Origin of the sequence: Yersinia sp. KBS0713 (assembly GCF_005937895.2) — a bacterium.
Taxonomy (GTDB): domain Bacteria; phylum Pseudomonadota; class Gammaproteobacteria; order Enterobacterales; family Enterobacteriaceae; genus Yersinia; species Yersinia bercovieri.
The window spans coordinates 1,833,262-1,855,917 of record NZ_CP042173.1 but is presented as its reverse complement, the minus strand read 5'-3'; the positions used below and the strand labels follow the sequence as shown (position 1 = coordinate 1,855,917).

Here is a 22,656-nt window from a genome sequence, read left to right as displayed (position 1 = left end):
TTAGAAGCTCTTATGTGCATCCCAGCGCTCACTGAGTGCCGTCAACGCCCTATTTGCCTGCTGCCAGCGTGATGACGCCATCAACGCCTGACGGCTTAACTGCCCAGAATGGTACAATCGCGTCAGTGAATCTGCTTTGACCGGAGAGAGGTTATCTAGCACACTGACTGCCCCCTGACGGTTATTGCACACCAAAATCATATCGCACCCTGCATCCAAAGATGCCTGTCCGCGCTCGGCGTAACTGCCCATAATCGCCGCCCCCTCCATCGAGAGATCATCGGAGAAAATGATGCCATTGAAACCTAGCTCTTGGCGCAATATCTGCTGAAGCCAGTAAGGCGAGCCACTTGCCGGGCGGGCATCGGCTTCAGTATAAATCACGTGAGCGGGCATGATGGCATCCAGCAACCCGCGCGCGATCAGTTCGCGAAATATAACCATATCATGAGTACGGATTTCTGCCAGTGGTCGATTATCACGTGGCGTCTCTTTATGTGAGTCCGCCGTGACCGCGCCGTGACCGGGGAAGTGCTTGCCTGTGGTCTTCATCCCCGCGCTATGCATCCCTCGGATAAAGCACTCGGCCATATGCAGAGCTTGCTGCGGATCACTGTGGAACGAGCGCTCACCAATGGCGGCACTGACATGACCAATATCCAACACCGGCGCGAAGCTGATGTCGATATCCATTGAGGTCATCTCTGCCGCCATTAGCCAGCCCGCTTCTTGCGCCAACTGCGCCGCCGTGACGGGATCATTGATCGCCGCAAACGACTGGGCCGCAGGCAGGCGGGTAAAGCCATCACGAAAACGCTGCACCCGCCCCCCCTCCTGATCAACCGCCACCACCAGCCGATCATGGGAGGCGGCCCTGATTTGGCGCACTAACTCACGCAACTGCTCAGCATCATGATAATTACGGCTAAACAAAATCAGGCCACCCACCAGCGGGTGCTTTAAAATCTCACGCTCTTCTGCATCCAGCTCATAGCTGGCAACGTCTATCATCACTGGACCCACGATAACCCCATAACTTTAAAGTAAAAATCAAAAAGACAGATTAAATCGCTGACGTAGCGGCGCGGCCCATTGTAGAAATGCGCTATCCCCCGTCTGCTGCCAGCGAACTTCAAACCACATCAGCATCAGGTAGTCAATCCACGGCAGCCAGCGCTGTATCTGACGCGCGAGAGCGGTAATGTCATGGTAGCCACCGCCACCATGTTCACCGCCACAATAGTGCTGCAAAAAAGTCTGCTGCTGTGACTGCGACCAGTTATTGCCACGAAACAGGGCCGCAATATCCAGCGCAATATCACCATCAGCGGCATACTCCCAATCAATCAGTTTCAGCCCAGTGGTGGTGATTAAGAGATTGCCGGGATGAATATCCATATGCAAGGGAGCCAGTTTTATTGGTTGCGGTTGCGCTTTGCGCAGAAAATCTTGTTGGAGCCGCAGCCAACCCGGAGTGCGGCGGGCGGGATCAATCAGATTGCCATAGCGGATTAACTGGCCGCGCAAATCCAGACGATAACCACTGGCGGGTAGATAATGGAGACGAGCCAACAGCTGCGCCAACTTACCATTATTCGATAATTCAATGAATTGCGCATCAGTGACAACGTCACCTTGGAGCCAATTGACCACCAGCCAGTGCGGATTTGCGGCAATAGCGACCGGAGATAAATCGCTGCCAGCGACATGACGCAACAGCTTGCGCTCTCGCCGCCGATTCACCCCCAGTTGCATTTTCTGCATTGACTGCTCACGCGCCAGCCAATCAATGTTCGCCGCAGTAATGCGCCAGCTTTCACCGGTCAGACCGGAGACAGGGCTAATCTGATAATCGGCGATTTTCACCGCCGGATTGATGCTCTCAATCAGTGCATGTAGGGCGGGATCAGCGCTGGACTGGGCCATGACCTGACCAGATGATTTCGCCGGTTTGCGCCTGCATCAACTGCATTTCAATGGTCGGGGACTTCACATCGCCGCTAACATCGCTGTACAACACATACTGTGCACTGACATAACGGGCCAAACCAATCGCTTTGCTGCGCGACCCCAGGCTATCCTCGTCCGATAGGCCCAGTGTTTGCCTGGCGACAGCTAATTGCTGCGGCGAGATCAACACAAATTTCTTATTTGATGTCAGCACCTGATGCAGTGCGGTGGTGGCTTTCGCCATCTGCAACGCGCCGTTGGTGTTATTTTTGACGCTATCGAGTAGCAAAATGCTGCCATTCGCCACATCTTTGCTGTTGACCATTTGCGCGACTAAAGGTTCTACACTGGCGGCCCAGTCGATAGATTGCTGTACTTTCGGCGGCTGCGGCACGGTGTCGACCGGCGGTGGCGTCTCGATGACAGGTGGTGTGACCGGCTCAATGGTGACTGGCGGTGTGGTTGGCTCAACAGGTGGCTTAGTAATACACCCCGTCAGCACAAGTGCCGCTAGCGCCACAGATAAATACCTTTTCATTGTCCCACTCCAATAGCGGCTGAACTATTATAAAAATAGCTAGAAGCGCGTTATAAAAATAAATAGAGGCGCGCATTTTGCGCATTAAAATTATTATTCACTGATTGAACCGCCACCTCATCCCCTGGCGCAATCATCAGAATGCGCGGCGCTTCGAGTGGCTCGACCTCCAGGCCCTGCGCATCATACCAATAAAAGCGATAGTTGATTTTTACCGGCTTATTCTGGCTATTAGAGATAACTGAGCGCACAACATTGTTGCCAGAAGAGGTTGATATTGCAGGTTGAGAAGCCAAAATGCCCGCCGTCAGTACCGATGAATCCATTACTACGGTTTGCTGTTGATTGACCGCAATCCCCTTCGGACTGCTGCACCCCAGCAGGGTCGCGATACTTGCGCACGCAATCACCGGTAATAAAAACGCCTTTACACGGCGCATAGGCTTACCTCTTATTTAGGGTATAAAGTTAATTACTTATGCGACAGCAACGAACCCAAATCACGACCACCGACCAAATGCATGTGGATATGGTAGACAACCTGCCCGGCATGGCGGTTGCAATTGATAATCAGGCGATAGCCATCTTCAGCAATGCCCTCCTGCTCTGCAAGTTTAGCAGCTACCGTGATCATGCGACCTAATGTTGCTTCGTGCTCAGCGGTGACATCATTCACGGTAGGAATAAGAATGTTGGGAATGATTAAGATATGGGTGGGTGCCTGTGGGGCAATATCACGAAACGCGGTCACCAGTTCATCCTGATAAACCACGTCGGCAGGGATTTCACGGCGGATAATTTTGCTGAAAATCGTTTCTTCGGCCATAACGCATTTCCTTAATCATGATAAAAATGGGGAATGCGTAGTATGAGCGACAAATTCTATTGATTTCAACCTCAATCATCAGCCGCGCGCATAAGCCGCCGCTTTTTCAAACAAAGCCGGATCAGGACGAATGCCGGTATACAGCACAAATTGCTCAACCGCTTGAATGGCAAATACTTCAGCACCGATAATCACCGTTTTTCCTTGCATTTTGGCATAACGGATCAGTGGGGTAATCGCCGGCAGCGCCACCACATCAAAAATGATATCTGCATGATTAACTTCATTTTCAGTGAAAGCCATGTGGTCCGCCTCTTTGCCCCCAGCCATGCCCACTGGCGTAGCATTGATGAGCATATCGGCCTGAACCCCTTGCATATCAGGGCGATAGCGGTAGCCCGACTGCTCAGCTAATTGCTTACCGGTTCTTTCATTGGTTGCAATGATAAAGCCCTGCTTAAAACCGGCATTTTTGAGGGCAAACGCCACCGCCTTCGCCATCCCCCCACTGCCACGTAGTGCAAAAACTTTATCGCTCGGCACCTGATAGGTCTGTAGCAATTGCTCGATGGCGAGATAGTCAGTGTTGTACGCCGTCAAATAGCCATCAGTGTTAACCAAAGTATTAACCGAATTAATTGCTGCGGCTGATGGGGCCATCTCATCCACCAGCGGGATAACCGCCTCTTTAAATGGCATCGAAATGGCGCACCCCCGGAACCCAAGCGCCCGCACGCCACCAATGGCCGCAGCCAAATCCGTGGTGGTGAAGGCCTTATAGAGGTAATCGAGATCGAGCGCATCATACAAAAAGTTATGAAAGCGGGTGCCGAAGTTGCTGGGTCTGGCGGCCAGAGAGATACAGACTTGGGTATCTTTGTTTAGGTAGCGAGTCATCTTATTGCCTCAAATATCATCGTCAAAAGGGTTGCGCCTAAATAAAAGCCCCCGAACAGGCGCAGGGCGCGCACCTAAATAATCTAGGCTGGTTTGATTTCCAAACCACCTGGCTGGAGCCGGAATAGTTGCAACCCACGTAAAGGGGTGCACTAACGCCATTTACTCATTGAAAGAGTATCAGCTTAGATTGCGTCCTGGTGATAAATATAGGCGGAGTCATCACCGGGCGATAGCGCTTATGGTGCAAAATAGTTATCTTGGTACCGATAATTATCAATTTCATCCCACTTAAATATGATAAGTGATTAAATTATATTTATCATACAGGAATAGCCAACTACTTAAATTGAAAGCCTAACATAACGAATTCACTTAATTAATATTACCGCGCCATATCGCGATAATAAAAATAGTTATCTCCTTTGACACGACGATATATTCAGTGATAGTTTTAACTCAAGGGAAGTAGGAGAGCGTGTAATTGCACTGAATTATAGAATTAAGATATACATGTGATATATTCCCATAAGCAAAAATAAAGACTCGCGCAATAATACTTTCCTTAACTGAAAAGCCCAAGAAATTATCTCTTGGTTTTTATCATCAATGGAGGGATTAATTATGTCTAGTTTGAAAAAAGAGATCATGGCAACAAAAACTGTCGTTAATGTTAGCGAAGCTAAACGGAATCACCCTCAGCGCTTGGCAGAAGATGTCCTTGAGCAGATAGCTGGCGGGTGGATAAATGCTTTTGCTCGGTGGGGAAGAGCATTCTAATTTTTAATCATATGCGGGCTGCCATTGGTGGCCCCTATTTTTTACTTATTAACTCTACAGCCCAGACATATTTATTAACGCTGGGAGGAGTGTAGCCTCATGGTCAATATATCAAGTAAAAAAAGCATTCAGCACCTTGAAATTATATTAAAAATAAGTGAGCGCTGTAATATCAACTGTGACTATTGTTACGTATTCAATAAGGGAAACTCAATCGCTGATAATAGCCCAGCCAGAATCTCCAATAAAAACATTGAACAATTGGTCTATTTTTTACAGCGAGCTTGTCTGGAATATGACATTGCCACCCTACAAATTGATTTCCATGGCGGGGAACCGCTATTGATGAAAAAAGAGAATTTTGCCAGCATGTGTGATCAACTCACGACAGCTGACTATGGCAGTTCGAATATCAGTCTTGCATTACAAACTAATGGAACGCTTATTGATGATGAGTGGATCTCGTTATTTGAACAGTATTTAGTATACGTCAGTATCTCAATTGACGGCCCTAAACATATTAATGACAGACATCGCTTGGACACCAAAGGGCGCAGTACCTACGAGGGCACGGTACGTGGTTTGCGTATGCTGCAAAATGCCTATAAGCAGGGACGACTTCAGGCAGAACCGGGCATTTTATGTGTTGCAAATCCTCAGGCGAATGGGGCTGAAATCTATCGGCACTTCGTGGATGACCTTGGTGTCTATGGTTTTGACATTCTGATACCCGACGACGCATACAACGATACCTACGCAGATCCCGTCAGCATGGGGCGCTTTCTTAACGAGGCATTAGACGAATGGATGAAAGATGATAACCCCAAGATTTTTGTCCGCCTCTTTCAAACACATATTGCTACTCTTCTCGGCGCAAAAAAAGTTGGTGTTTTGGGTCACACGCCCGAGGTCACTGGGACCTATGCCTGCACTGTCGGTTCAGATGGTTTGATTCGTGTGGATGATACCTTACGGTCTACATCAGACAGAATTTTCAATGCGATTGGTCATGTTTCTGAAATTAACCTCTCTGATGTAATAAATAGTCCGCAATTTCAAGAATATGTATCTATTGGGAAATCCTTACCCACCGAATGCACAGGCTGCATTTGGGAAAATGTCTGCGCCGGTGGCCGCATTATGAATCGTTTTTCCCCCGAAGAGCGCTTCAACCGTAAATCTGTTTATTGCTACTCCATGAGAAGTTTCCTGAGCCGTGCATCTGCTCACTTGCTCAATATGGGCATCAAAGAAGAGCGCATTATGGCAGCCATTAGCCAATAGTTTTTTGTCACCAACAGATTTTGGCTAAATGCTAAAGGAGCGCCCACAAATTGGTCAATATACACCCTATTTTCAGACAAGAGGCGATAGCGCATCGATCTCACTATTGGTTAGGCAGCCCGCAAGTGATGACACCGATGGGTGCCTCTATTTGGGCAATGATAGCGCTGGTGTTTATTGTTAGCCTGGTAACCTTCATGGTGGTGGGAACTTACACACAGAGAGCGCGCCTTACGGGCACCGTGGTTCACCAACCTGCGGTGGCGCGGATCACCGCTACCCACGATGGCGTGATTGTCCGTAGCTTTGCTGAAGAAGGAAAAAAGGTTCGTGCCGGTGAGGTAATTTTTATTGTTAACCGGGAGACGCAAACCGAGTATGGCGCGACGAGTCATGAAATGAGTGCCGCGCTAAAGTCGCAGAAAGTCACTATTGAGCGGGAGATCACGCTGAAATCTGCGGCGGCAGATACTGAGCAAAACTTTCTTCGTCAACTGCTGGCAAACAAAGAGACCGAGCAGCAAAAAATGGACGATTTGATTGCCAAATCCGCACAGCAAACCTCATGGTTATTGGCAAAAGCAGAGCACTTTAAAAAGTTAGTTCGTCAGGGAATTGCCCTTGAGACAGAGCATATGGCACGCCTATCTGAGTATTATAGCGCCTCGGTTCAACTCAAAACCCTCCGGCGGGAAAAGGTCAAGCTACAGGCGGAAGTCGTCAGCATACAAGCACGGTTAGCCGCAATCCATAGTGAACTTGCCGCTACCTTGGAGGGGCTGCATCGACAAACTGCCCAGTTGGATCAAGATTTAGTCTCTACGGAAGAGCGGCGTGAGTTGTATATCACTGCGCCAATCGATGGTGTATTAACTGGCATCACCGGGCTAACTGGCAACAATATTCGGGCAACACAAGAGTTAGCCAGTGTGGTGCCAACATCAGGGCGGGCCGAGGTGGAGATTTTTGCTGCCACCGACGCCATTGGCGAGTTACGTGAGGGCCAGACAGTAAGGCTGCGCTTCGACGCCTACCCATACCAATGGTTTGGGCAATACGACGGTACTGTTACTTCAATCTCTACCACCGCAATTTCCAGCGCCGCCAGCGAAAGGGCTTTAGCCGCAAATGGGGTGCAGACTCATCACTCTCCATCTCCATTAAAGTATTTCCAAATACGCATCAGCCCCAAGAGTGATGGGGTATTATTAGCCGGAGAAACCTACCCGCTGCGGCCGGGGATTGGTGTTGAAACAGATATTTTCATCAGAAAACGTCCTCTTTACCAATGGCTACTCTCCCCCCTCAAAAGCACTCTCAGCACGACGAGAAGTGAAGTGGGAGATGCCGTATGATCGCCAGCACAATGAAGGGCTACTTTGAAGCGCTGCGCCAACGCCTGCCGGTGGTGATGCAAACAGAAGCCACGGAGTGCGGGCTGGCCTGTATGGCGATGGTTGCGGGCTATTATGGCCTTAACATCGATCTCCAGGCACTGCGCAAACACTATCAAGTGTCGCTAAAGGGCATGTCGCTACGGGATCTCATCGTACTGGCTGATCGGCTATCATTGGGGTCACGCCCGGTGCGTGCTGATTTAGACGCCGTCCCTCAGCTAAAAACCCCCTGTATTTTGCATTGGTCGTTTAACCATTTTGTGGTGCTAAAGAAATTCTCTCGCCACGGGGCCATCATTCATGATCCAGCAAAAGGCGAGAGACGAATCTCTATTACGGAGTTATCTCAACACTTTACCGGCATCGCCCTTGAGATTTGGCCTAATCAGCGCTTTCAGCGGCGTACTGAAAAACAGGTCATTCGACTGCTGGACATGTTCAAAAACGTGTCTGGATTGTCGCGGGCACTAGCACATGTATTAGCCCTCTCATTTGCCATTGAACTTCTGACCATGGCAGTGCCGATGGCGATTCAATTCACTGTCGATATGGCCTTACGATCTGGCGATATCAATCTGGTCACACTCATCGTTTGGGGGATTGTTGCCCTATTAATCTTCCGAGCGTTGCTCAGTTTGGTTCGTTCCTGGACGTTGATGTCTGTTAAGTACTCGTTGGGTCTCCAATGGAGCTCAGGGCTTTTTAGCCATTTGCTTCGACTACCGGCTTCCTATTTCGAAAAACGGCATATTGGTGATGTGTCGTCGCGCTTTAACTCGCTCTCGGTGGTGCAAGATGCTTTTACTGCGGAGATGGTTGCATCACTGCTGGATATTGTGGTGGTGATTGGGCTGCTCTTTTTAATGTCGGTCTACAATGGCTACCTTACGGCAGCGGTTGTGTCTCTATCCTGCATCTATGCCACCATAAAATTCTGTCTTTTTCGCGCCTACCGCTCTGCCAACCTTGAAGCTATTGCTCACGAAGCGAAACAACATTCGCACTTCCTTGAAACAGTACGCGGTATCAATGGCGTTAAAATTTTTAATTTAGCAGAACGTCGGCGTTCCGATTGGCTCAATCTGGTTGTCGATGAAGCCAATGCAAAAATCTACCTTTTTAAAATAGATCTGGCGACACAGACGGTAGGGCTGCTGTTAATCGGGATATCTTCCGCAATGGTACTGTGGTTGGGCGCGAAGCTGATTGATGTAGGCACCATGACCACCGGTATGCTATTCGCATTCTTAATTTATTCGGATATGTACATCACCCGAACCATTAGCGTGGTTGACTCAATAATCAAACTCCGTTTGATTGATATGCACAGTGAGCGCCTCTCTGAAGTGGCACTTACCCCACCTGAATCTGATGAGGGTGAGATGAATTTAGTCATGCCCACCCCCCTCGCTGGCACTATTGACGTAAAAGAGCTGAGCTATCGCTATGGTGATGGCGAACCTGCGGTATTTGAGAATATCTCTCTGTCTATCAAGGCGGGAGAAAGTATCGCCATCGTCGGGCCATCGGGTTGTGGTAAATCAACACTGCTTAAAACCATGGGGGGGTTAGCCCCGCAAGAGAGCGGCACCATATTATTGGATGGCATAGATGTGCGGCGATTGGGCCTCGAGGCCTACCGTAAACATATCGCCTACGTCTTACAAGAAGACCGACTCTTTGCGGGGTCTTTGCTGGATAACATCAGTTCATTTGATATTCATCCAGATAGCGAATGGGTGTTTGAGTGTGCTCGTCTTGCTTCAATTCATTCTGAGATTGAAGCCATGCCAATGAAATATGAAACCATGGTCGGCGATATGGGCAGTGCGTTGTCCGGTGGGCAGCGGCAGCGTATCTCTCTGGCCCGCGCCTTGTACAAACGCCCGCGAATACTATTTCTCGACGAAGCGACCAGTGATCTGGATATCGATAATGAAGCCCGAATTAATGATTCGATACGCGCGTTAAAAATCACCCGCATTTTTGTTGCCCACCGTCCGTCAATGATAGCGATGGCGGACCGGGTATTTGACCTCAGCACCAACACTGAAAAGGAAAAGGAAACTCCTCATGCACTTTTTACTGAAAGAAAACATCATGTCATTGAATAAACATATTATAGCTATCACAATGACTCTCTTAACCTCTCTCCTCTCACTGGCGGCCCTCAATGCTACCGCAGCAGAGAAAGTCATGCATATGCCCTTTGAGTGGGATAAAACCTCGAACCCCTTGGTCAAAATTGACATCAACGGCATGCGCCAGACATTTTCAATTGATACAGGCTCCAACACTGGCCTGCATTTAACGGAAGAGGTTATGGCTCAACTCCCCGAATTAGTCATTGATTCAGAAAAGCATCGCGCTATCGATCTGGCTGGCAACGTCTCTTTTAATGATAAGTTTCACATCCCCCAAGTCTCAATTAATGGCATGACATTTAAGGATGTCAAAGGGGTTTCATTTACCCCTTGGGGGCTAACTCTCACCCCTGACAGCAGCCTCCCCGACTCAATGGTCATTGGTTTGGGCTTATTTAAAGAAAAGTCAGTGATGTTAGATTACAAAAACCAGCGCATCTCCGTTGCTGATAATACTCAAGAGTTGGGCATCAATATAGCTGATGGTTGGCTCTCATTACCGCTGCGACTCACCCAAGAAGGGATTAAAATTAAAGTCTCGCAAGATAAAAAACAGTACAACATGGTGTTGGATACTGGTGCCACCTTCTCGGTTTTTTGGAAAGAGCGGCTTAGTCGCCCTGTGACTGATATTCCCTGCCGCGCCGTGCTGGCAGAAGTACGCATTGAAGGAGACATTGAGGGCTGTGTAGCTTCGGCGTTTCAGCTTAGCGAAATGGGTGCCGAGGGGATAAAACTGAATGCAGTATTATTAGACGGATCATTCAAGCAGATGGATGCCGATGGAGTAATCGGTAATAACTTCCTTCACCAATTCGCCATGGTAATTGATTTCCCTGGTCAGCAGTTGCTTATAAAGCCGTTTTAGAACGCGCGTAAAACACAAAAAAAGGGAGGCATAAGCCCCCCTTTTGCACTCCCCTAGCCTGAATTAATGGTTACGAATATACTCGTCCATATCTGTTTTCAGGTTATCAGATTTTGTCCCGAAGATAGCCTGAACACCAGAGCCGGCGACCACAACGCCCGCAGCACCCAGCTTCTTCAGACCAGCCTGGTCAACCTTAGATATATCCGCCACGCTAACACGCAGACGGGTAATACATGCATCTAGGTTAGTGATGTTCTCTTTACCGCCAAACGCGTTAACCAGTGCCGCTGACATTTCTGTGCCGCTCTGTGTCGTTTGTTCAGTAGAAGAGTCTTCACGGCCTGGTGTTTTCAGATCCAGTTTGGCAATCAGCACACGGAAGATGGTGTAGTACACCAGACCGTAGCAGATACCCACCAGAGGGAACAGCCAGATACGGCTGCTGTTGCCGCTCAGTACGATGAAGTCAATCAAGCCGTGGGAGAAGCTAGTACCGTCACGCATCCCAAGCAGGATACAGATTGGGAACGCCAGACCGGCCAGAATTGCATGGATAACATACAAAATTGGCGCCACGAACATGAAGGAGAATTCGATTGGCTCGGTGATACCAGTCAGGAATGAGGTCAGTGCTGCGGAGATCATAATCCCGCCCACTTTTGCCCGGTTTTCCGGTTTAGCTGAGTGCCAAATCGCAATCGCTGCCGCTGGCAAACCGTACATTTTGAACAGGAAACCACCAGAGAGTTTACCCGCAGTTGGGTCACCCGCCATATAACGTGGAATGTCACCGTGGAATACCTGACCCGCAGCATTGGTGTATTCACCAATTTGCATTTGGAATGGTACGTTCCAGATATGGTGCAGACCGAATGGTACTAACGCACGTTCAACCACGCCGTAGATACCAAACGCGACAACGGAGTTCTGATAAGCAGCCCACTGAGAGAATGTCTGGATAGCCGTACCGATTGGTGGCCATACGAAAGACAAAATCACGCCCACGAAGATCGCGGTGAAACCAGAGATAATCGGAACGAAACGTTTACCCGCAAAGAAGCCCAGATATTCAGGTAACTGAATACGGTAGAAGCGGTTAAACATGTAGGCGGCTATCGCACCTGCAATGATCCCGCCCAATACCCCGGTATCAGCTAAATGCTTAGCAGCAATCTCTTCTGCTGGCAGATGCAAGACCAGTGGTGCTACCACAGCCATGGTTTTCACCATGATGCCGTAAGCAACAACTGCCGCCAACGCGGATACACCGTCGTTATTGGTAAAGCCAAGTGCAACGCCAATAGCAAAGATTAATGCCATGTTAGCAAAAACGGAACCGCCCGCTTCTGCCATTACGTGAGAGACTACCGTTGGTAGCCAGCTAAAATTCGCGGAACCGACACCCAGCAGAATACCTGCGATGGGTAAGACGGATACCGGTAGCATTAGCGATTTACCTACCTTTTGCAGGTTTGCAAATGCGTTTTTAAACATAGTGAGTGAGCTCCTGAGTAATAGTGCTTTTTTCTGCTTTTTCTCGCGTTTATTGGCGTTACAAAGGGGGGAGTAAGCCTTTGCGAATAAGAGTGTCTAAAGCACCCCTTTAATTTTTACGAAGAGTAAAATAAATAGCCTGCTTAATGTTTGATGGCAGTCACGTTTCTTTCAAGAAAGCGCTGATTTTGCTTAAAACCGTACATTTTTTGTAAAAAAACGTCAATAATACCTGCCCTCACCCAATAAATCGGGTGAGAACATTACTCGTTTCGGCGATTAATTACGAGCTTAAAAAAAAGTATTATTAAGGAAGTTAGCGCGTTTCACTGGCGAGTCGCGATGGTTCCAGATGAAACAGTCGACAGAAGTTGTCTGTGGTGGCTTCGGCCAGAGATTCAATACTCACGCCTTTCAATACCGCCATATACTCCGCGACATCACGGACATAGGCGGGTTGGTTCTCTTTACCACGATGAGGAACCGGTGCCAGATAAGGTGAATCCGTCTCTACCAACAACCTATCCAGCGGCACATAGCGGGCAACGTCACGCAGCTGTTCTGCATTGCGGAAGGTGAGGATCCCCGAGAAAGAGATATAAAAACCCAAGTCCAACAGAGTGGCGGCGGTCGCTTTGTCTTCTGTAAAGCAATGTAAAACGCCACCACAATCTTGAGCTTGCTCGTCACGTAAAATGGCGAGGGTATCTTCGCGCGCATCACGGGTATGCACGATAACCGGTTTGTTCAATTCACGGCCGATACGAATATGCTCACGAAAGGAGGCTTGTTGCAGCGGGATATTATCTTGCTGATAAAAGTAATCCAGCCCCGTCTCACCCATGGCGACCACATTGTCTGCCGCAGCCAGCTCTCTCAACTGCTGAAAATCATAGCCACCGTCAAGATTAAGTGGATGAACACCACATGAGAATGCCACATCTTTGCGTTCGCCAATCAGTGCTGTCATGGCTGAAAAACCCGGTAAAGTGGTGGCAACCGCCAGCACAAAGCCCACATCCCGCGCATTCGCTTTGGCTAATACATCATCAACGCTGCGGTGCAACGTCTGGTAATCAAGGCTATCAAGATGGCAGTGTGAATCGACTAACAACATAATATTAAACCCATTTACAACGAAGATAGAGTGGAATAGGTGCCACTGGAGAGTGCGGTTTCCCAGTTGAGCAATTGCTCGGTGAGTAACAATTCACGGTTGACACCGACCACAGTTAATAATTGATGACGACAATGGGCTAGCTGCTGAGCCGATTGTAGTAATGCCGGCGTGGTAGCCGCCTGTGCCAGCTGTTGCAGCAGGGGTAATTGATCCCGGTTCACCACAAACTCACTCGCGCCCTGCTGCCACTTCAAGGCGTCCAGTAGCAGCGAAGCGATCCACTGTAAGCGCTCAGCCGCATCGTCATGGTTCAATTGCGGTAATAGCGACAGTAGATCCGAATGACTTAATGCGCTACTGAGCGCGTCACATAGGGTGATTCGGATAGTCCAGCGCTCCGGTTGCAGCAGACGCTCTGCCGCCAGCGGTGCGCCTTCACTCAATTTAAGCGCCGCCAGTGCCGCAACAGGTTCAGCTTGAAGCTGGCGTTGCAGCCATTGCAGACTGAGTGCCGTCTCCGGGCACGCCAGATACCAGTAAAAACAGCGGCTACGTAAGGTGGCTAGCAAGCTCGCCGGTTGGTGGCAATCGAGTAGAAAATAGGTTTTCTCTGGCGGCTCTTCCAGTGTTTTCAGCAAGGCATTGGCAGCTGCATCTGTCAGCTGTTCGGCGTGAGGTAACCACACCACTTTGGCCCCACCTTGCTGCGCATGAGAGTAAAGCTTCTCGATCTGCTGGCGCACCAGTTCAACCCCGATGCTACTTTTACCTTTTTCCGCTGCCAGCACATACCAGTCAGGGTGATTACCCGCCAACATCAAACGGCAGCTGTGGCATTCGCCGCAGCTTTTCTCACCCTGGCGTTGCTGACACATCAACCAACGGCTGAGGCCATAAATCAGCGCCTCTTCGCCATTACCGGGCAACGCGTGCAGCAGTAACGCATGGTGCCCACGCCCGGCGATGTGCTGCCCTATCAACTGACGATAAGGCCCCGTTAACCAAGGATACCATTTCATTACAAGGTTTCCTGGCCAGCCAGCCATTGGCTCAGCACCTGGCTGATAGATTCGCTCACCTGTTCTAGCGGCTGTGAAGCATCAATGGTTTTGATGCTTGAGTCAGCAGCAGCCAGGGCAAGATAGCGCGCACGGGTGCGCTCGAAAAAGGCCAGTGACTCTTGTTCAATACGATCCAACTCGCCACGAGCACGGGCGCGGGCGAGACCAACTGTCGGCGGTAAATCCAGATATAGCGTCAGATCAGGGCGAAAATCGCCCAGAACCGTAGCACGCAATGAGGTCATCAGCTGGCTATCAATGCCCCGCCCCCCGCCCTGATAGGCCTGCGACGATAAATCATGGCGATCACCCACCACCCAACTGCCACGGGCTAGTGCAGGTTTGATCACGTTTTCAACCAGTTGCACGCGCGCGGCATACAGCATCAACACTTCTGCTTTATCTGTCAAAACTTCGCCATCGATGCCTTGCTTAATCAAATCACGCAGCTTCTCTGCCAGCGGCGTCCCTCCCGGCTCGCGGGTAAAGACAATATCGTTAATCCCCTGGGCACGTAGCGTGGCAACCACAGTCTCTCTGGCGGTGGTTTTCCCTGCCCCTTCAAGCCCCTCAATAACGATAAATTTACTGTTCATTTTTATCCTTTAGCGATTGGCGATAAACCCGCACCGCTTGGTTATGACTGGCTAAATTGGTGGTAAATGTATGCCCGCCCTTACCATCTGCCACAAAATAGAGGTAGGCAGTGTTGGCCGGATGGGCAGCAGCAGTCAAGGATGCCAACCCCGGCATCGCAATGGGGGTCGGCGGCAGACCGGAAATAACGTAGGTATTATAAGGCGTCGGGGTTTCTAAGTCTTTACGACTAATGTTGCCGTTATAATTCTCCCCCATACCATAGATGACCGTCGGGTCGGTTTGCAGCCGCATCCCCATGCGCAGGCGGTTGATAAATACCGATGCCACTTTGGTCCGCTCTTCATTTACCGCAGTCTCTTTTTCGATGATAGACGCCATCGTGACCAGTTCGCCCGGCGTCTTATAAGGCAATGATTTATCGCGCCCTTGCCAGATTTCATCAACCGTGCTCTTCATCTTCACGTGGGCGCGTTTAAGCAATGTAAGATCCGTGGTGCCAGCAGTGTAGGAGTAGGTATCTGGATAGAGCCAGCCTTCAGGATGCTCACTCTCTTTCAGCCCCAGCAAGGTCGCGATCTCTGCATCACTCTTGCCCTCCAGCACCTGCTTCACATATTTTGATTGTTGCAGCTCATCCATCCAGTCACGCAGCCGTTTGCCTTCAACAAAGCGCACGGTAAATTGTGCCTCTTTGCCGCTGGCCAGCAGTTGCAACGTCTCGCGCACCGTCATTCCGGGGGTAAAGCGGTAAGTCCCCGCTTTGAATTTAGCCAGTTCAGGTTCGATACGCAGTAGCCAAGGAAATAAGCGGGTATTTTTAATCAGGTGATCACGTTGCAGCAAATTCTCCAATGCCACCCGCCCGGTACCCGCCGGCAGCTTAAAAATGGTCTCTTGCGTAATCGCCAATGGCTGGTTGGCAAAACGCTGTACTTTTTGATAACCCAGCAGCAGTAATCCCAAACAGATCACCGCCAACAGGATTATCGCTCTGGTGCTTTTTATTTTCATCGGACGGCCATCTTCACATTAAAAGTATTCATGAAAGCTATATTGAGTCACTCATGCATCACAGCAATGTTGACTCAGGAAATCAAACAGTTGCCGCGAATGATAAACCCAGTTATCGGCGCGATTTACCGGCAGTAGCGGCATCAGCGCATTACAAATAACCACTTCATCCGCATCAGCCAGGACACCCGGCGGTTGTGCCACAATCTCGACCCGCCGACCATGCGCCTCAAGACAGGCCATAATCTGTTGACGCATGATGCCATCAACACCGGATTGGCTCAGATCGGGAGTAAATATCACCCCATTTTTACGCCAAAATATGTTAGCCGCACAGCATTCCACCAGCATACCTTCAGTGTCAAGCACCAGTGCCTCATCGGCTGTTGTGTGCTCAAGATGCGCACGAATCAGTACTTGTTCCAGTCTATTGAGATGCTTCAGGCCAGCCAGCAAGGGGTTACGCGCCAAAGGTACAGGGCTAAGTGCCAGTGAGACACCACGTTCACGCCAGCTATGGTAGTGGGCCGGATAATCACTGAGGGAAATAATCCGCGTCGGATGCTGACAAGCCGTGCCACTGTAGCCGCGCCCACCACTACCCCGGCTAATAATCACCTTCAGTACCCCCTCCTCGGTATGGTTTCCCGCTTCGACCATTTCTTGGGTCAATGCATTCCAATTTACTGCGGGCATCAATAAGCGCTCAGTCGCCAGCTGCAAGCGCAGTATGTGCTTATCAAGCCACACCACCCGCCCGTGAGAGACCCTTGCAGTGGTAAAACAGCCATCACCAAACTGCACCGAACGGTCAGAAGCTGAAATTAAATTTTGCTCTACGCCATTAATCCAGAACATTCAGATTCTCTTTAAGTGGGATGCGATTGTTTGTCATCTGACAGTATCAGTTTTAAGCCAATGGATGTTTTCAGATCTGAGACAATTATTATTGAGGGATGTTATGAGGGTGGGTGGTTTAGCTAATAAAAGACCCGGAAAACCGGGTCTTTTAAGCAGCAGAAGCTTAACAGCCAAGGTTATACCTTGCGGAAAACCAAAGAGCCATTTGTGCCGCCGAAGCCGAAGGAGTTACACAGAGTGTACTCCATATCTTTTATCTGACGGGCATCATGGGGAACAAAGTCCAGGTCACAACCTTCATCTGGGTTATCCAGGTTAATGGTCGCGGGGATGGCCTGATCACGCAGAGCCAGCACAGTGAAGATAGATTCAACTGCACCTGCCGCACCAAGTAAGTGCCCAGTCATAGATTTGGTGGAACTGACCATCACTTTACGGGCATCTTCACCAAATACAGACTTAACTGCCTGCGTTTCGGCTTTATCACCAGCAGGAGTTGATGTGCCGTGGGCATTGATATAACCAATTTGAGAGGGGGTTACACCCGCATCACGTAAGGCATTCACCATGGCCAATGCTGCTCCAGAGCCGTCTTCCGGTGGAGAGGTCATATGGTAGGCATCGCTGCTCATACCAAACCCAACAACTTCAGCGTAGATTTTTGCACCACGTCTCTTCGCGTGTTCGTACTCTTCCAGCACCATCATGCCTGCGCCATCACCCAGCACAAAACCGTCACGCTCTTTATCCCATGGGCGACTTGCTGCCTGTGGGTTATCGTTGCGAGTAGACAATGCGCGAGCAGCACCAAAACCACCGACACCTAATGGCGTACTGGCTTTTTCAGCCCCACCCGCCACCATGACATCAGCATCATTGTAAGCAATGATACGTGCCGCGTGACCGATGTTGTGCACACCAGAAGTACATGCCGTCGCAATAGAGATGCTTGGCCCACGCAGACCATACATAATGGTCAAGTGGCCGGCAATCATGTTAACAATGGTTGAGGGCACGAAGAACGGGCTAATTTTACGTGGCCCACCATTCACCAATGAGGCGTGGTTCTCTTCAATCAGACCCAAGCCACCAATCCCCGAGCCAATCGCGGCACCGATACGAGGCGCATTCGCTTCTGTCACTTCAAGTCCGGAGTCTTGCATGGCTTGCATGCCAGCGGCAACACCGTACTGTATGAAAGCATCCATTTTGCGTGCATCTTTACGCGAAATGTAATCTTCACAATTAAAATCTTTTACTAAGCCAGCAAATCGCGTTGCATAGGCACTAGTATCGAAATGGTCGATCAGGCTGATGCCACTCTGCCCGGCAAGAACAGCTTTCCATGTGGATTCGACTGTATTACCGACAGGAGACAACATGCCCAGTCCAGTCACAACAACTCGACGCTTAGACACGGTTGTCCTCCAAGGAGGGAAAATAACGCTTAGGACAAAAAAAACTTAGGCGGTCGAATGACCGCCTAACTATCTAAACTAAAAGCATGTTCGCTTACTGCTGATTAGCGTTGATAAAATCAATAGCTGCCTGAACAGTAGTGATTTTTTCTGCTTCTTCGTCTGGAATCTCAGTATCAAATTCTTCTTCCAGAGCCATTACCAGCTCAACGGTGTCCAGAGAATCCGCGCCAAGATCTTCAACGAAAGAAGCACTGTTCTTCACTTCGTCTTCTTTAACACCCAGTTGTTCAACGATGATTTTCTTAACGCGTTCTTCGATAGTGCTCATACTCTTAAATTTCCTATCAAAACTCGCTTTCGCGATGGTTTTCGTAGTGTATAAAATGTTGAAAAAGATGCAACTAAATCTCGGCTGGTCAAACCACGATTTTACGCTATTTTGCGGTTTCCACCCCAAATAACGCAAATACTTTCGTGATTTTTAAATCATATACATGCCGCCATTGACATGTAATGTTTCACCAGAGATGTAGCTGGCCTCGTCAGAGGCTAAAAATGCAACAGCGCTGGCGATTTCTTTAGCTTGCCCAAGCCGGTTAGCTGGTACCTGGGCTAAAATGCCTGCGCGTTGATCATCTGTCAACGCCGTCGTCATGTCCGTCTCAATAAAGCCAGGTGCCACAACGTTGACAGTAATGCCACGTGAAGCAACCTCACGCGCCAAAGACTTGCTAAAACCGATCAGACCCGCTTTAGCTGCCGCGTAGTTAACCTGCCCCGCATTGCCCATTGTCCCAACTACAGACCCGATGGTGATGATACGCCCAAACCGCTTTTTCATCATAGCGCGCATTACCGCTTTTGACAGACGGAATACGGAAGTCAGATCGGTGTCAATAATATCTTGCCACTCTTCGTCCTTCATACGCATCAGCAGGTTATCACGCGTAATACCTGCATTATTCACTAAAATGTCGACTTCGCCAAATTCCGCACGAATCGTTGCCAAAACTGACTCGATTGATGCTGGATCCACGACATTTAGCATTAAACCTTTGCCACTATCGCCCAAGTAGGCGCTAATCGCTTGTGCACCCTTCTCACTGGTCGCTGTACCAATAACACGGGCACCACGTTCAGCCAATAGCTCTGCAATCGCCCGGCCGATACCGCGGCTAGCGCCGGTTACCAGCGCAATTTTTCCTTCGAAGCTCATGTTATCCTCTTTCTTGATTTTCAAGCGCACTCGTTAGCGTGGCAACATCGTTTACCGGCGCTGCGGCTAAAGTATCAACGATACGCTTGGTTAAGCCAGTCAAGACCTTACCCGGCCCAACTTCTAACAGCAGCTCAACACCTTCTGCTGCCATAAATTCAACACTCTCAGTCCAACGTACCGGATTATATAACTGGCGCACCAACGCACTACGAATAGCTTCTGGCGACACTTCAGTTTTCACGTCTACGTTATTCACGATAGGGAATATCGGTGCCTGGAACTCAATATTTTCCAGTGCTGCTGCCAGCTTATCCGCCGCAGGTTTCATCAACGCACAATGAGAAGGCACGCTGACCGGCAAAGGTAGGGCACGTTTGGCGCCAGCAGCCTTACACGCAGCACCGGCACGCTCTACCGCCTCTTTGTTACCCGCAATAACCACCTGACCCGGTGAGTTAAAGTTGACCGGTGAGACAACCTGCCCTTGCGCGGACTCTTCGCAGGCTTTGGCAATGGATTCATTATCCAGCCCAATAATTGCGTACATCGCGCCAGTACCTTCGGGTACGGCTTCTTGCATCAGTTTACCGCGCAGTTCAACCAGACTCACCGCCTGTTTGAAATCCAGTACCCCAGCACAAACCAGCGCTGAATATTCACCCAGACTATGGCCAGCCATCATCGCAGGCAATTGACCACCTTGATGCTGCCAAACACGCCAGATAGCCACCGAGGCCGTCAGCAATGCAGGCTGTGTTTGCCACGTTTTATTCAGCTCTTCTGCTGGGCCTTGTTGCACCAACTGCCACAGGTCGTAACCCAGTACCGATGATGCTTCACTGAAGGTTGCTTCAACTATCGGAAATTGTGCGGCCAAATCGGCCAGCATGCCAAGGGATTGAGAGCCCTGACCTGGAAAAACACAAGCAAATTTCGACATTCTGCATTCCTGTTAAATCAAAAGAGTCGCTATTAGATCAAAAACGAACCAGCGCAGAGCCCCAGGTAAAGCCACCGCCAAACGCTTCCAGCAGCACGAGCTGCCCACGTTGAATACGCCCATCGCGTACTGCTTCGTCAAACGCCGCAGGTACTGATGCCGCCGAGGTGTTGCCATGACGATCAAGCGTGATCACCACTTTATCCATCCCCATGCCTAATTTTTTAGCCGTTGCGCTGATAATACGCAGGTTAGCCTGATGTGGCACCAACCAATCCAGCGCTGAGCGATCCAGATTATTGGCCTGCAATGTCTCGTCCACAATGTGGGCAAGCTCGGTCACCGCAACTTTAAAGACTTCATTCCCGGCCATCGTGACATAGGCGGGTTGGTCTTGCTGTTGGCGATCCTGATACGGCAGTGCGAGCAATTCGCCATAACGGCCATCAGCATGCAGATGAGTCGAAATGATACCCGGCTGCTCGGATCTGCCCAGCACGACAGCGCCTGCGCCATCACCAAACAGAATAATTGTGCCTCGGTCTTCAGGGTTCAGCGCGCGAGATAGTACATCTGAACCGATCACGATGGCATGTTTGACCGCGCCGCTTTTAACGTACTGATCAGCAACACTGAGTGCATAGGTAAAGCCCGCACAGGCCGCAGCCAAATCAAAAGAGGCGGCATCTTTGATGCCCAACATTTGCTGTACCTGACAGGCCGAGCTTGGGAAAGCATGGCTTGATGAGGTAGTTGCAACGATGATCAGACCAATTTCGTCTTTATCAATGCCGGCCATTTCCAAGGCTTTTTCTGCCGCCTGGAAACCCATGGTCGCCACGGTTTCATCCAGCCCAGCAATACGTCGTTCACGAATACCTGTCCGGGTGACAATCCACTCGTCCGATGTATCCACCATTTTTTCTAAATCAGCATTACTGCGCACTTGTACGGGCAGATAACTCCCCGTACCGAGAATCTTAGTATACATGTACGATCAGTCACTCTTGGGTAGTACCGCTTCAAGGCGCGCGGCAATCCGTTGAGGGACTTGCCGCTGCACCGCCTGTACAGCCTGTTCGATGGCGACTGCGAATGCTCGTTGATTCGCCGCACCGTGACTCTTGATTACGATGCCCCGTAATCCTAACAGACATGCACCATTATACTGGTCGGGGTTCAAATGACCGAACCGCTTTGCCACACGTTTTTGCAGCCAGCGCCCAATGAGTTTAAGCCACCAGGATTGCTTACTGCCTTCGCCCGATGATTTGAGCAGTGACAAGAACATTCTTATCACACCTTCCATGGTCTTTAGAGTGACGTTACCCACGAAGCCGTCACAAACCATTACATCAGTCTTGCCCGTCAGCAAATCATTGCCTTCCAGATAACCAATATAATTGATTGCCGGTGTATTTTTTAATACTGCGGCGGCTTCGCGGATATTATCTAGCCCTTTGCTTTCCTCTTCGCCAATATTAAGCAAAGCAACACGCGGGTTCGTAATTCCAACAACTTCTTCTGCCATCACCGATCCCATGACAGCAAATTGCACCAACATCGTACTATCACACTCAACGTTAGCGCCTAAATCTAATACCACTGTCTTACTGCGCTGTTGATTTGGAATGACACTCATCAACGCCGGACGCGCTATGCCATCCAGTGGCTTGATCATCATCTTCGCCAACCCCATCAATACCCCAGTGTTCCCTGCGCTAACACAAGCCTGGGCCTCACCGTTTTTGACTAATTCCAATGCTATGCGCATAGAAGTACCACGGCTGGCACGAATAGCTTGTGAGAGTTTAGCATCGCTGGCAATAACATGCTCAGCAGGGATGACCTGCAACCTCTCCAGCAACAAAGGAGCGGCATTAACAAGTAACGGAGTGAGGGTGTCGGGAGCCCCGACCAGCAAGAGTTTTAGCTGTGGGTTAGAGGCCAGTGCCTGCAATGAAGCAGGCACTGTGACGCAGGGACCGAAGTCCCCACCCATTGCATCTAACGCCAGGGTTAGACAAGTCAAGGTATCGCCTTGCTAAAGATTAGCAAGTACTACTCAGCCGATAACCTTGCGGCCACGGTAGAAACCGTCAGCTGTGATGTGGTGACGCAGGTGAGTTTCACCGGAAGTTTTGTCCACAGACAGAGTGGCAGTGGTCAGCGCATCGTGTGAACGGCGCATGCCACGTTTGGAACGAGTTGGTTTGTTCTGTTGTACGGCCATTGACCTTAC

The 22,656-nt window shown here is 49.8% G+C and carries 24 protein-coding genes; 5 read left to right on the top strand and 19 right to left on the bottom strand.

Annotated elements, in window-relative coordinates; genetic code table 11:
- From nagZ to FFE93_RS08675, 6 genes are all read right to left on the bottom strand, one after another.
- Positions 1-1,023: a beta-N-acetylhexosaminidase gene (gene nagZ, locus FFE93_RS08700; protein WP_032897395.1), complete on the bottom strand. Its 1,023-nt coding sequence runs from the start codon at positions 1,021-1,023 to the stop codon at positions 1-3.
- A 27-nt stretch (positions 1,024-1,050) separates the two neighbouring features.
- Complete coding sequence (gene thiK, locus FFE93_RS08695) at positions 1,051-1,926, bottom strand: thiamine kinase (RefSeq protein WP_099460625.1); 876 nt, start codon at positions 1,924-1,926, stop codon at positions 1,051-1,053.
- A complete protein-coding gene (gene lpoB / locus FFE93_RS08690) occupies positions 1,907-2,488 on the bottom strand; it encodes a penicillin-binding protein activator LpoB (protein WP_032897392.1) in 582 nt (193 codons plus the stop codon). Before lpoB ends, thiK begins: the two co-directional genes overlap by 20 nt.
- 50 nt (positions 2,489-2,538) lie before the next feature.
- Complete coding sequence (locus FFE93_RS08685; protein ID WP_005273082.1) at positions 2,539-2,928, bottom strand: YcfL family protein; 390 nt, start codon at positions 2,926-2,928, stop codon at positions 2,539-2,541.
- Between the two features lie 32 nt (positions 2,929-2,960).
- Positions 2,961-3,314 carry a purine nucleoside phosphoramidase gene (gene hinT / locus FFE93_RS08680; protein ID WP_005273079.1) on the bottom strand — a complete coding sequence of 118 codons (354 nt, stop codon included), beginning with the start codon at positions 3,312-3,314 and terminating at the stop codon, positions 2,961-2,963.
- A gap of 78 nt (positions 3,315-3,392) precedes the next feature.
- Positions 3,393-4,211 (bottom strand): shikimate 5-dehydrogenase, encoded by an 819-nt coding sequence (locus FFE93_RS08675; RefSeq protein ID WP_138775043.1) that lies wholly within the window; start codon positions 4,209-4,211, stop codon positions 3,393-3,395.
- 624 nt (positions 4,212-4,835) lie between these two features.
- Between FFE93_RS08675 and xyeA the strand changes: the two genes are divergently transcribed.
- From xyeA to FFE93_RS08650, 5 genes are all read left to right on the top strand, one after another.
- Positions 4,836-4,991: a XyeA family cyclophane-containing RiPP triceptide gene (xyeA, locus tag FFE93_RS08670; protein ID WP_071984901.1), complete on the top strand. Its 156-nt coding sequence runs from the start codon at positions 4,836-4,838 to the stop codon at positions 4,989-4,991.
- A 99-nt stretch (positions 4,992-5,090) separates the two neighbouring features.
- Positions 5,091-6,275 carry a cyclophane-forming radical SAM/SPASM peptide maturase XyeB gene (gene xyeB / locus FFE93_RS08665; RefSeq protein WP_054871968.1) on the top strand — a complete coding sequence of 395 codons (1,185 nt, stop codon included), beginning with the start codon at positions 5,091-5,093 and terminating at the stop codon, positions 6,273-6,275.
- Between the two features lie 50 nt (positions 6,276-6,325).
- Positions 6,326-7,630, top strand: a complete 1,305-nt coding sequence (locus FFE93_RS08660; RefSeq protein ID WP_138775042.1) for an HlyD family secretion protein — start codon at positions 6,326-6,328, stop codon at positions 7,628-7,630.
- A complete protein-coding gene (locus FFE93_RS08655; protein ID WP_390898810.1) occupies positions 7,630-9,786 on the top strand; it encodes a peptidase domain-containing ABC transporter in 2,157 nt (718 codons plus the stop codon). The genes FFE93_RS08660 and FFE93_RS08655 overlap by 1 nt, the downstream gene beginning before the upstream one ends.
- Entirely contained in the window at positions 9,746-10,684 is a 939-nt protein-coding gene (locus tag FFE93_RS08650) for an aspartyl protease family protein (RefSeq protein ID WP_054871965.1), read from the top strand. Before FFE93_RS08655 ends, FFE93_RS08650 begins: the two co-directional genes overlap by 41 nt.
- A 63-nt stretch (positions 10,685-10,747) precedes the next feature.
- Here FFE93_RS08650 and ptsG read toward each other — a convergent pair whose 3' ends face one another.
- From ptsG to rpmF, 13 genes are all read right to left on the bottom strand, one after another.
- The gene (gene ptsG / locus FFE93_RS08645; protein WP_005273056.1) at positions 10,748-12,181 is read right to left on the bottom strand and encodes a PTS glucose transporter subunit IIBC; all 1,434 of its coding nucleotides are present in this window, start codon (positions 12,179-12,181) and stop codon (positions 10,748-10,750) included.
- Between the two features lie 316 nt (positions 12,182-12,497).
- Positions 12,498-13,298, bottom strand: coding sequence for a metal-dependent hydrolase (locus tag FFE93_RS08640; protein WP_138775041.1), 801 nt, complete (start codon positions 13,296-13,298; stop codon positions 12,498-12,500).
- 14 nt (positions 13,299-13,312) lie between these two features.
- On the bottom strand, positions 13,313-14,320 hold the full coding sequence (holB, locus tag FFE93_RS08635) for a DNA polymerase III subunit delta' (protein WP_005273050.1): 1,008 nt from the start codon (positions 14,318-14,320) through the stop codon (positions 13,313-13,315).
- Positions 14,320-14,958 carry a dTMP kinase gene (gene tmk, locus FFE93_RS08630; protein ID WP_032897379.1) on the bottom strand — a complete coding sequence of 213 codons (639 nt, stop codon included), beginning with the start codon at positions 14,956-14,958 and terminating at the stop codon, positions 14,320-14,322. Before tmk ends, holB begins: the two co-directional genes overlap by 1 nt.
- Positions 14,948-15,973, bottom strand: coding sequence for an endolytic transglycosylase MltG (mltG, locus tag FFE93_RS08625; RefSeq protein ID WP_138775040.1), 1,026 nt, complete (start codon positions 15,971-15,973; stop codon positions 14,948-14,950). The genes tmk and mltG overlap by 11 nt, the downstream gene beginning before the upstream one ends.
- 51 nt (positions 15,974-16,024) lie before the next feature.
- On the bottom strand, positions 16,025-16,831 hold the full coding sequence (pabC, locus tag FFE93_RS08620) for an aminodeoxychorismate lyase (RefSeq protein WP_049602435.1): 807 nt from the start codon (positions 16,829-16,831) through the stop codon (positions 16,025-16,027).
- A 179-nt stretch (positions 16,832-17,010) separates the two neighbouring features.
- Positions 17,011-18,252, bottom strand: a complete 1,242-nt coding sequence (gene fabF / locus FFE93_RS08615) for a beta-ketoacyl-ACP synthase II (RefSeq protein ID WP_032897375.1) — start codon at positions 18,250-18,252, stop codon at positions 17,011-17,013.
- Positions 18,253-18,346: 94 nt separating this feature from the next.
- Positions 18,347-18,583, bottom strand: coding sequence for an acyl carrier protein (gene acpP, locus FFE93_RS08610; protein WP_002220787.1), 237 nt, complete (start codon positions 18,581-18,583; stop codon positions 18,347-18,349).
- Between the two features lie 153 nt (positions 18,584-18,736).
- On the bottom strand, positions 18,737-19,471 hold the full coding sequence (gene fabG, locus FFE93_RS08605) for a 3-oxoacyl-ACP reductase FabG (protein ID WP_005273041.1): 735 nt from the start codon (positions 19,469-19,471) through the stop codon (positions 18,737-18,739).
- A 1-nt stretch (position 19,472) separates the two neighbouring features.
- Positions 19,473-20,414, bottom strand: a complete 942-nt coding sequence (gene fabD / locus FFE93_RS08600; protein WP_032897372.1) for an ACP S-malonyltransferase — start codon at positions 20,412-20,414, stop codon at positions 19,473-19,475.
- Positions 20,415-20,451: 37 nt separating this feature from the next.
- Entirely contained in the window at positions 20,452-21,405 is a 954-nt protein-coding gene (locus FFE93_RS08595; protein ID WP_032897369.1) for a beta-ketoacyl-ACP synthase III, read from the bottom strand.
- A gap of 6 nt (positions 21,406-21,411) precedes the next feature.
- A complete protein-coding gene (plsX, locus tag FFE93_RS08590) occupies positions 21,412-22,446 on the bottom strand; it encodes a phosphate acyltransferase PlsX (protein ID WP_138775039.1) in 1,035 nt (344 codons plus the stop codon).
- Between the two features lie 33 nt (positions 22,447-22,479).
- Positions 22,480-22,647, bottom strand: a complete 168-nt coding sequence (rpmF, locus tag FFE93_RS08585; protein ID WP_002210931.1) for a 50S ribosomal protein L32 — start codon at positions 22,645-22,647, stop codon at positions 22,480-22,482.
- Positions 22,648-22,656: the final 9 nt, after the last annotated feature.

Bases quoted from the DNA above. Each gene is read 5' to 3' on its own strand.
- thiK (WP_099460625.1), bottom strand. From the start codon at position 1,926: ATGGCCCAGTCCAGCGCTGATCCCGCCCTACATGCACTGATTGAGAGC.
- lpoB (WP_032897392.1), bottom strand. From the start codon at position 2,488: ATGAAAAGGTATTTATCTGTGGCGCTAGCGGCACTTGTGCTGACGGGG.
- FFE93_RS08685 (WP_005273082.1), bottom strand. From the start codon at position 2,928: ATGCGCCGTGTAAAGGCGTTTTTATTACCGGTGATTGCGTGCGCAAGT.
- hinT (WP_005273079.1), bottom strand. From the start codon at position 3,314: ATGGCCGAAGAAACGATTTTCAGCAAAATTATCCGCCGTGAAATCCCT.
- FFE93_RS08675 (WP_138775043.1), bottom strand. From the start codon at position 4,211: ATGACTCGCTACCTAAACAAAGATACCCAAGTCTGTATCTCTCTGGCC.
- xyeA (WP_071984901.1), top strand. From the start codon at position 4,836: ATGTCTAGTTTGAAAAAAGAGATCATGGCAACAAAAACTGTCGTTAAT.
- xyeB (WP_054871968.1), top strand. From the start codon at position 5,091: ATGGTCAATATATCAAGTAAAAAAAGCATTCAGCACCTTGAAATTATA.
- FFE93_RS08650 (WP_054871965.1), top strand. From the start codon at position 9,746: ATGCACTTTTTACTGAAAGAAAACATCATGTCATTGAATAAACATATT.
- ptsG (WP_005273056.1), bottom strand. From the start codon at position 12,181: ATGTTTAAAAACGCATTTGCAAACCTGCAAAAGGTAGGTAAATCGCTA.
- FFE93_RS08640 (WP_138775041.1), bottom strand. From the start codon at position 13,298: ATGTTGTTAGTCGATTCACACTGCCATCTTGATAGCCTTGATTACCAG.
- holB (WP_005273050.1), bottom strand. From the start codon at position 14,320: ATGAAATGGTATCCTTGGTTAACGGGGCCTTATCGTCAGTTGATAGGG.
- tmk (WP_032897379.1), bottom strand. From the start codon at position 14,958: ATGAACAGTAAATTTATCGTTATTGAGGGGCTTGAAGGGGCAGGGAAA.
- mltG (WP_138775040.1), bottom strand. From the start codon at position 15,973: ATGAAAATAAAAAGCACCAGAGCGATAATCCTGTTGGCGGTGATCTGT.
- pabC (WP_049602435.1), bottom strand. From the start codon at position 16,831: ATGTTCTGGATTAATGGCGTAGAGCAAAATTTAATTTCAGCTTCTGAC.
- acpP (WP_002220787.1), bottom strand. From the start codon at position 18,583: ATGAGCACTATCGAAGAACGCGTTAAGAAAATCATCGTTGAACAACTG.
- fabG (WP_005273041.1), bottom strand. From the start codon at position 19,471: ATGAGCTTCGAAGGAAAAATTGCGCTGGTAACCGGCGCTAGCCGCGGT.
- fabD (WP_032897372.1), bottom strand. From the start codon at position 20,414: ATGTCGAAATTTGCTTGTGTTTTTCCAGGTCAGGGCTCTCAATCCCTT.
- FFE93_RS08595 (WP_032897369.1), bottom strand. From the start codon at position 21,405: ATGTATACTAAGATTCTCGGTACGGGGAGTTATCTGCCCGTACAAGTG.
- rpmF (WP_002210931.1), bottom strand. From the start codon at position 22,647: ATGGCCGTACAACAGAACAAACCAACTCGTTCCAAACGTGGCATGCGC.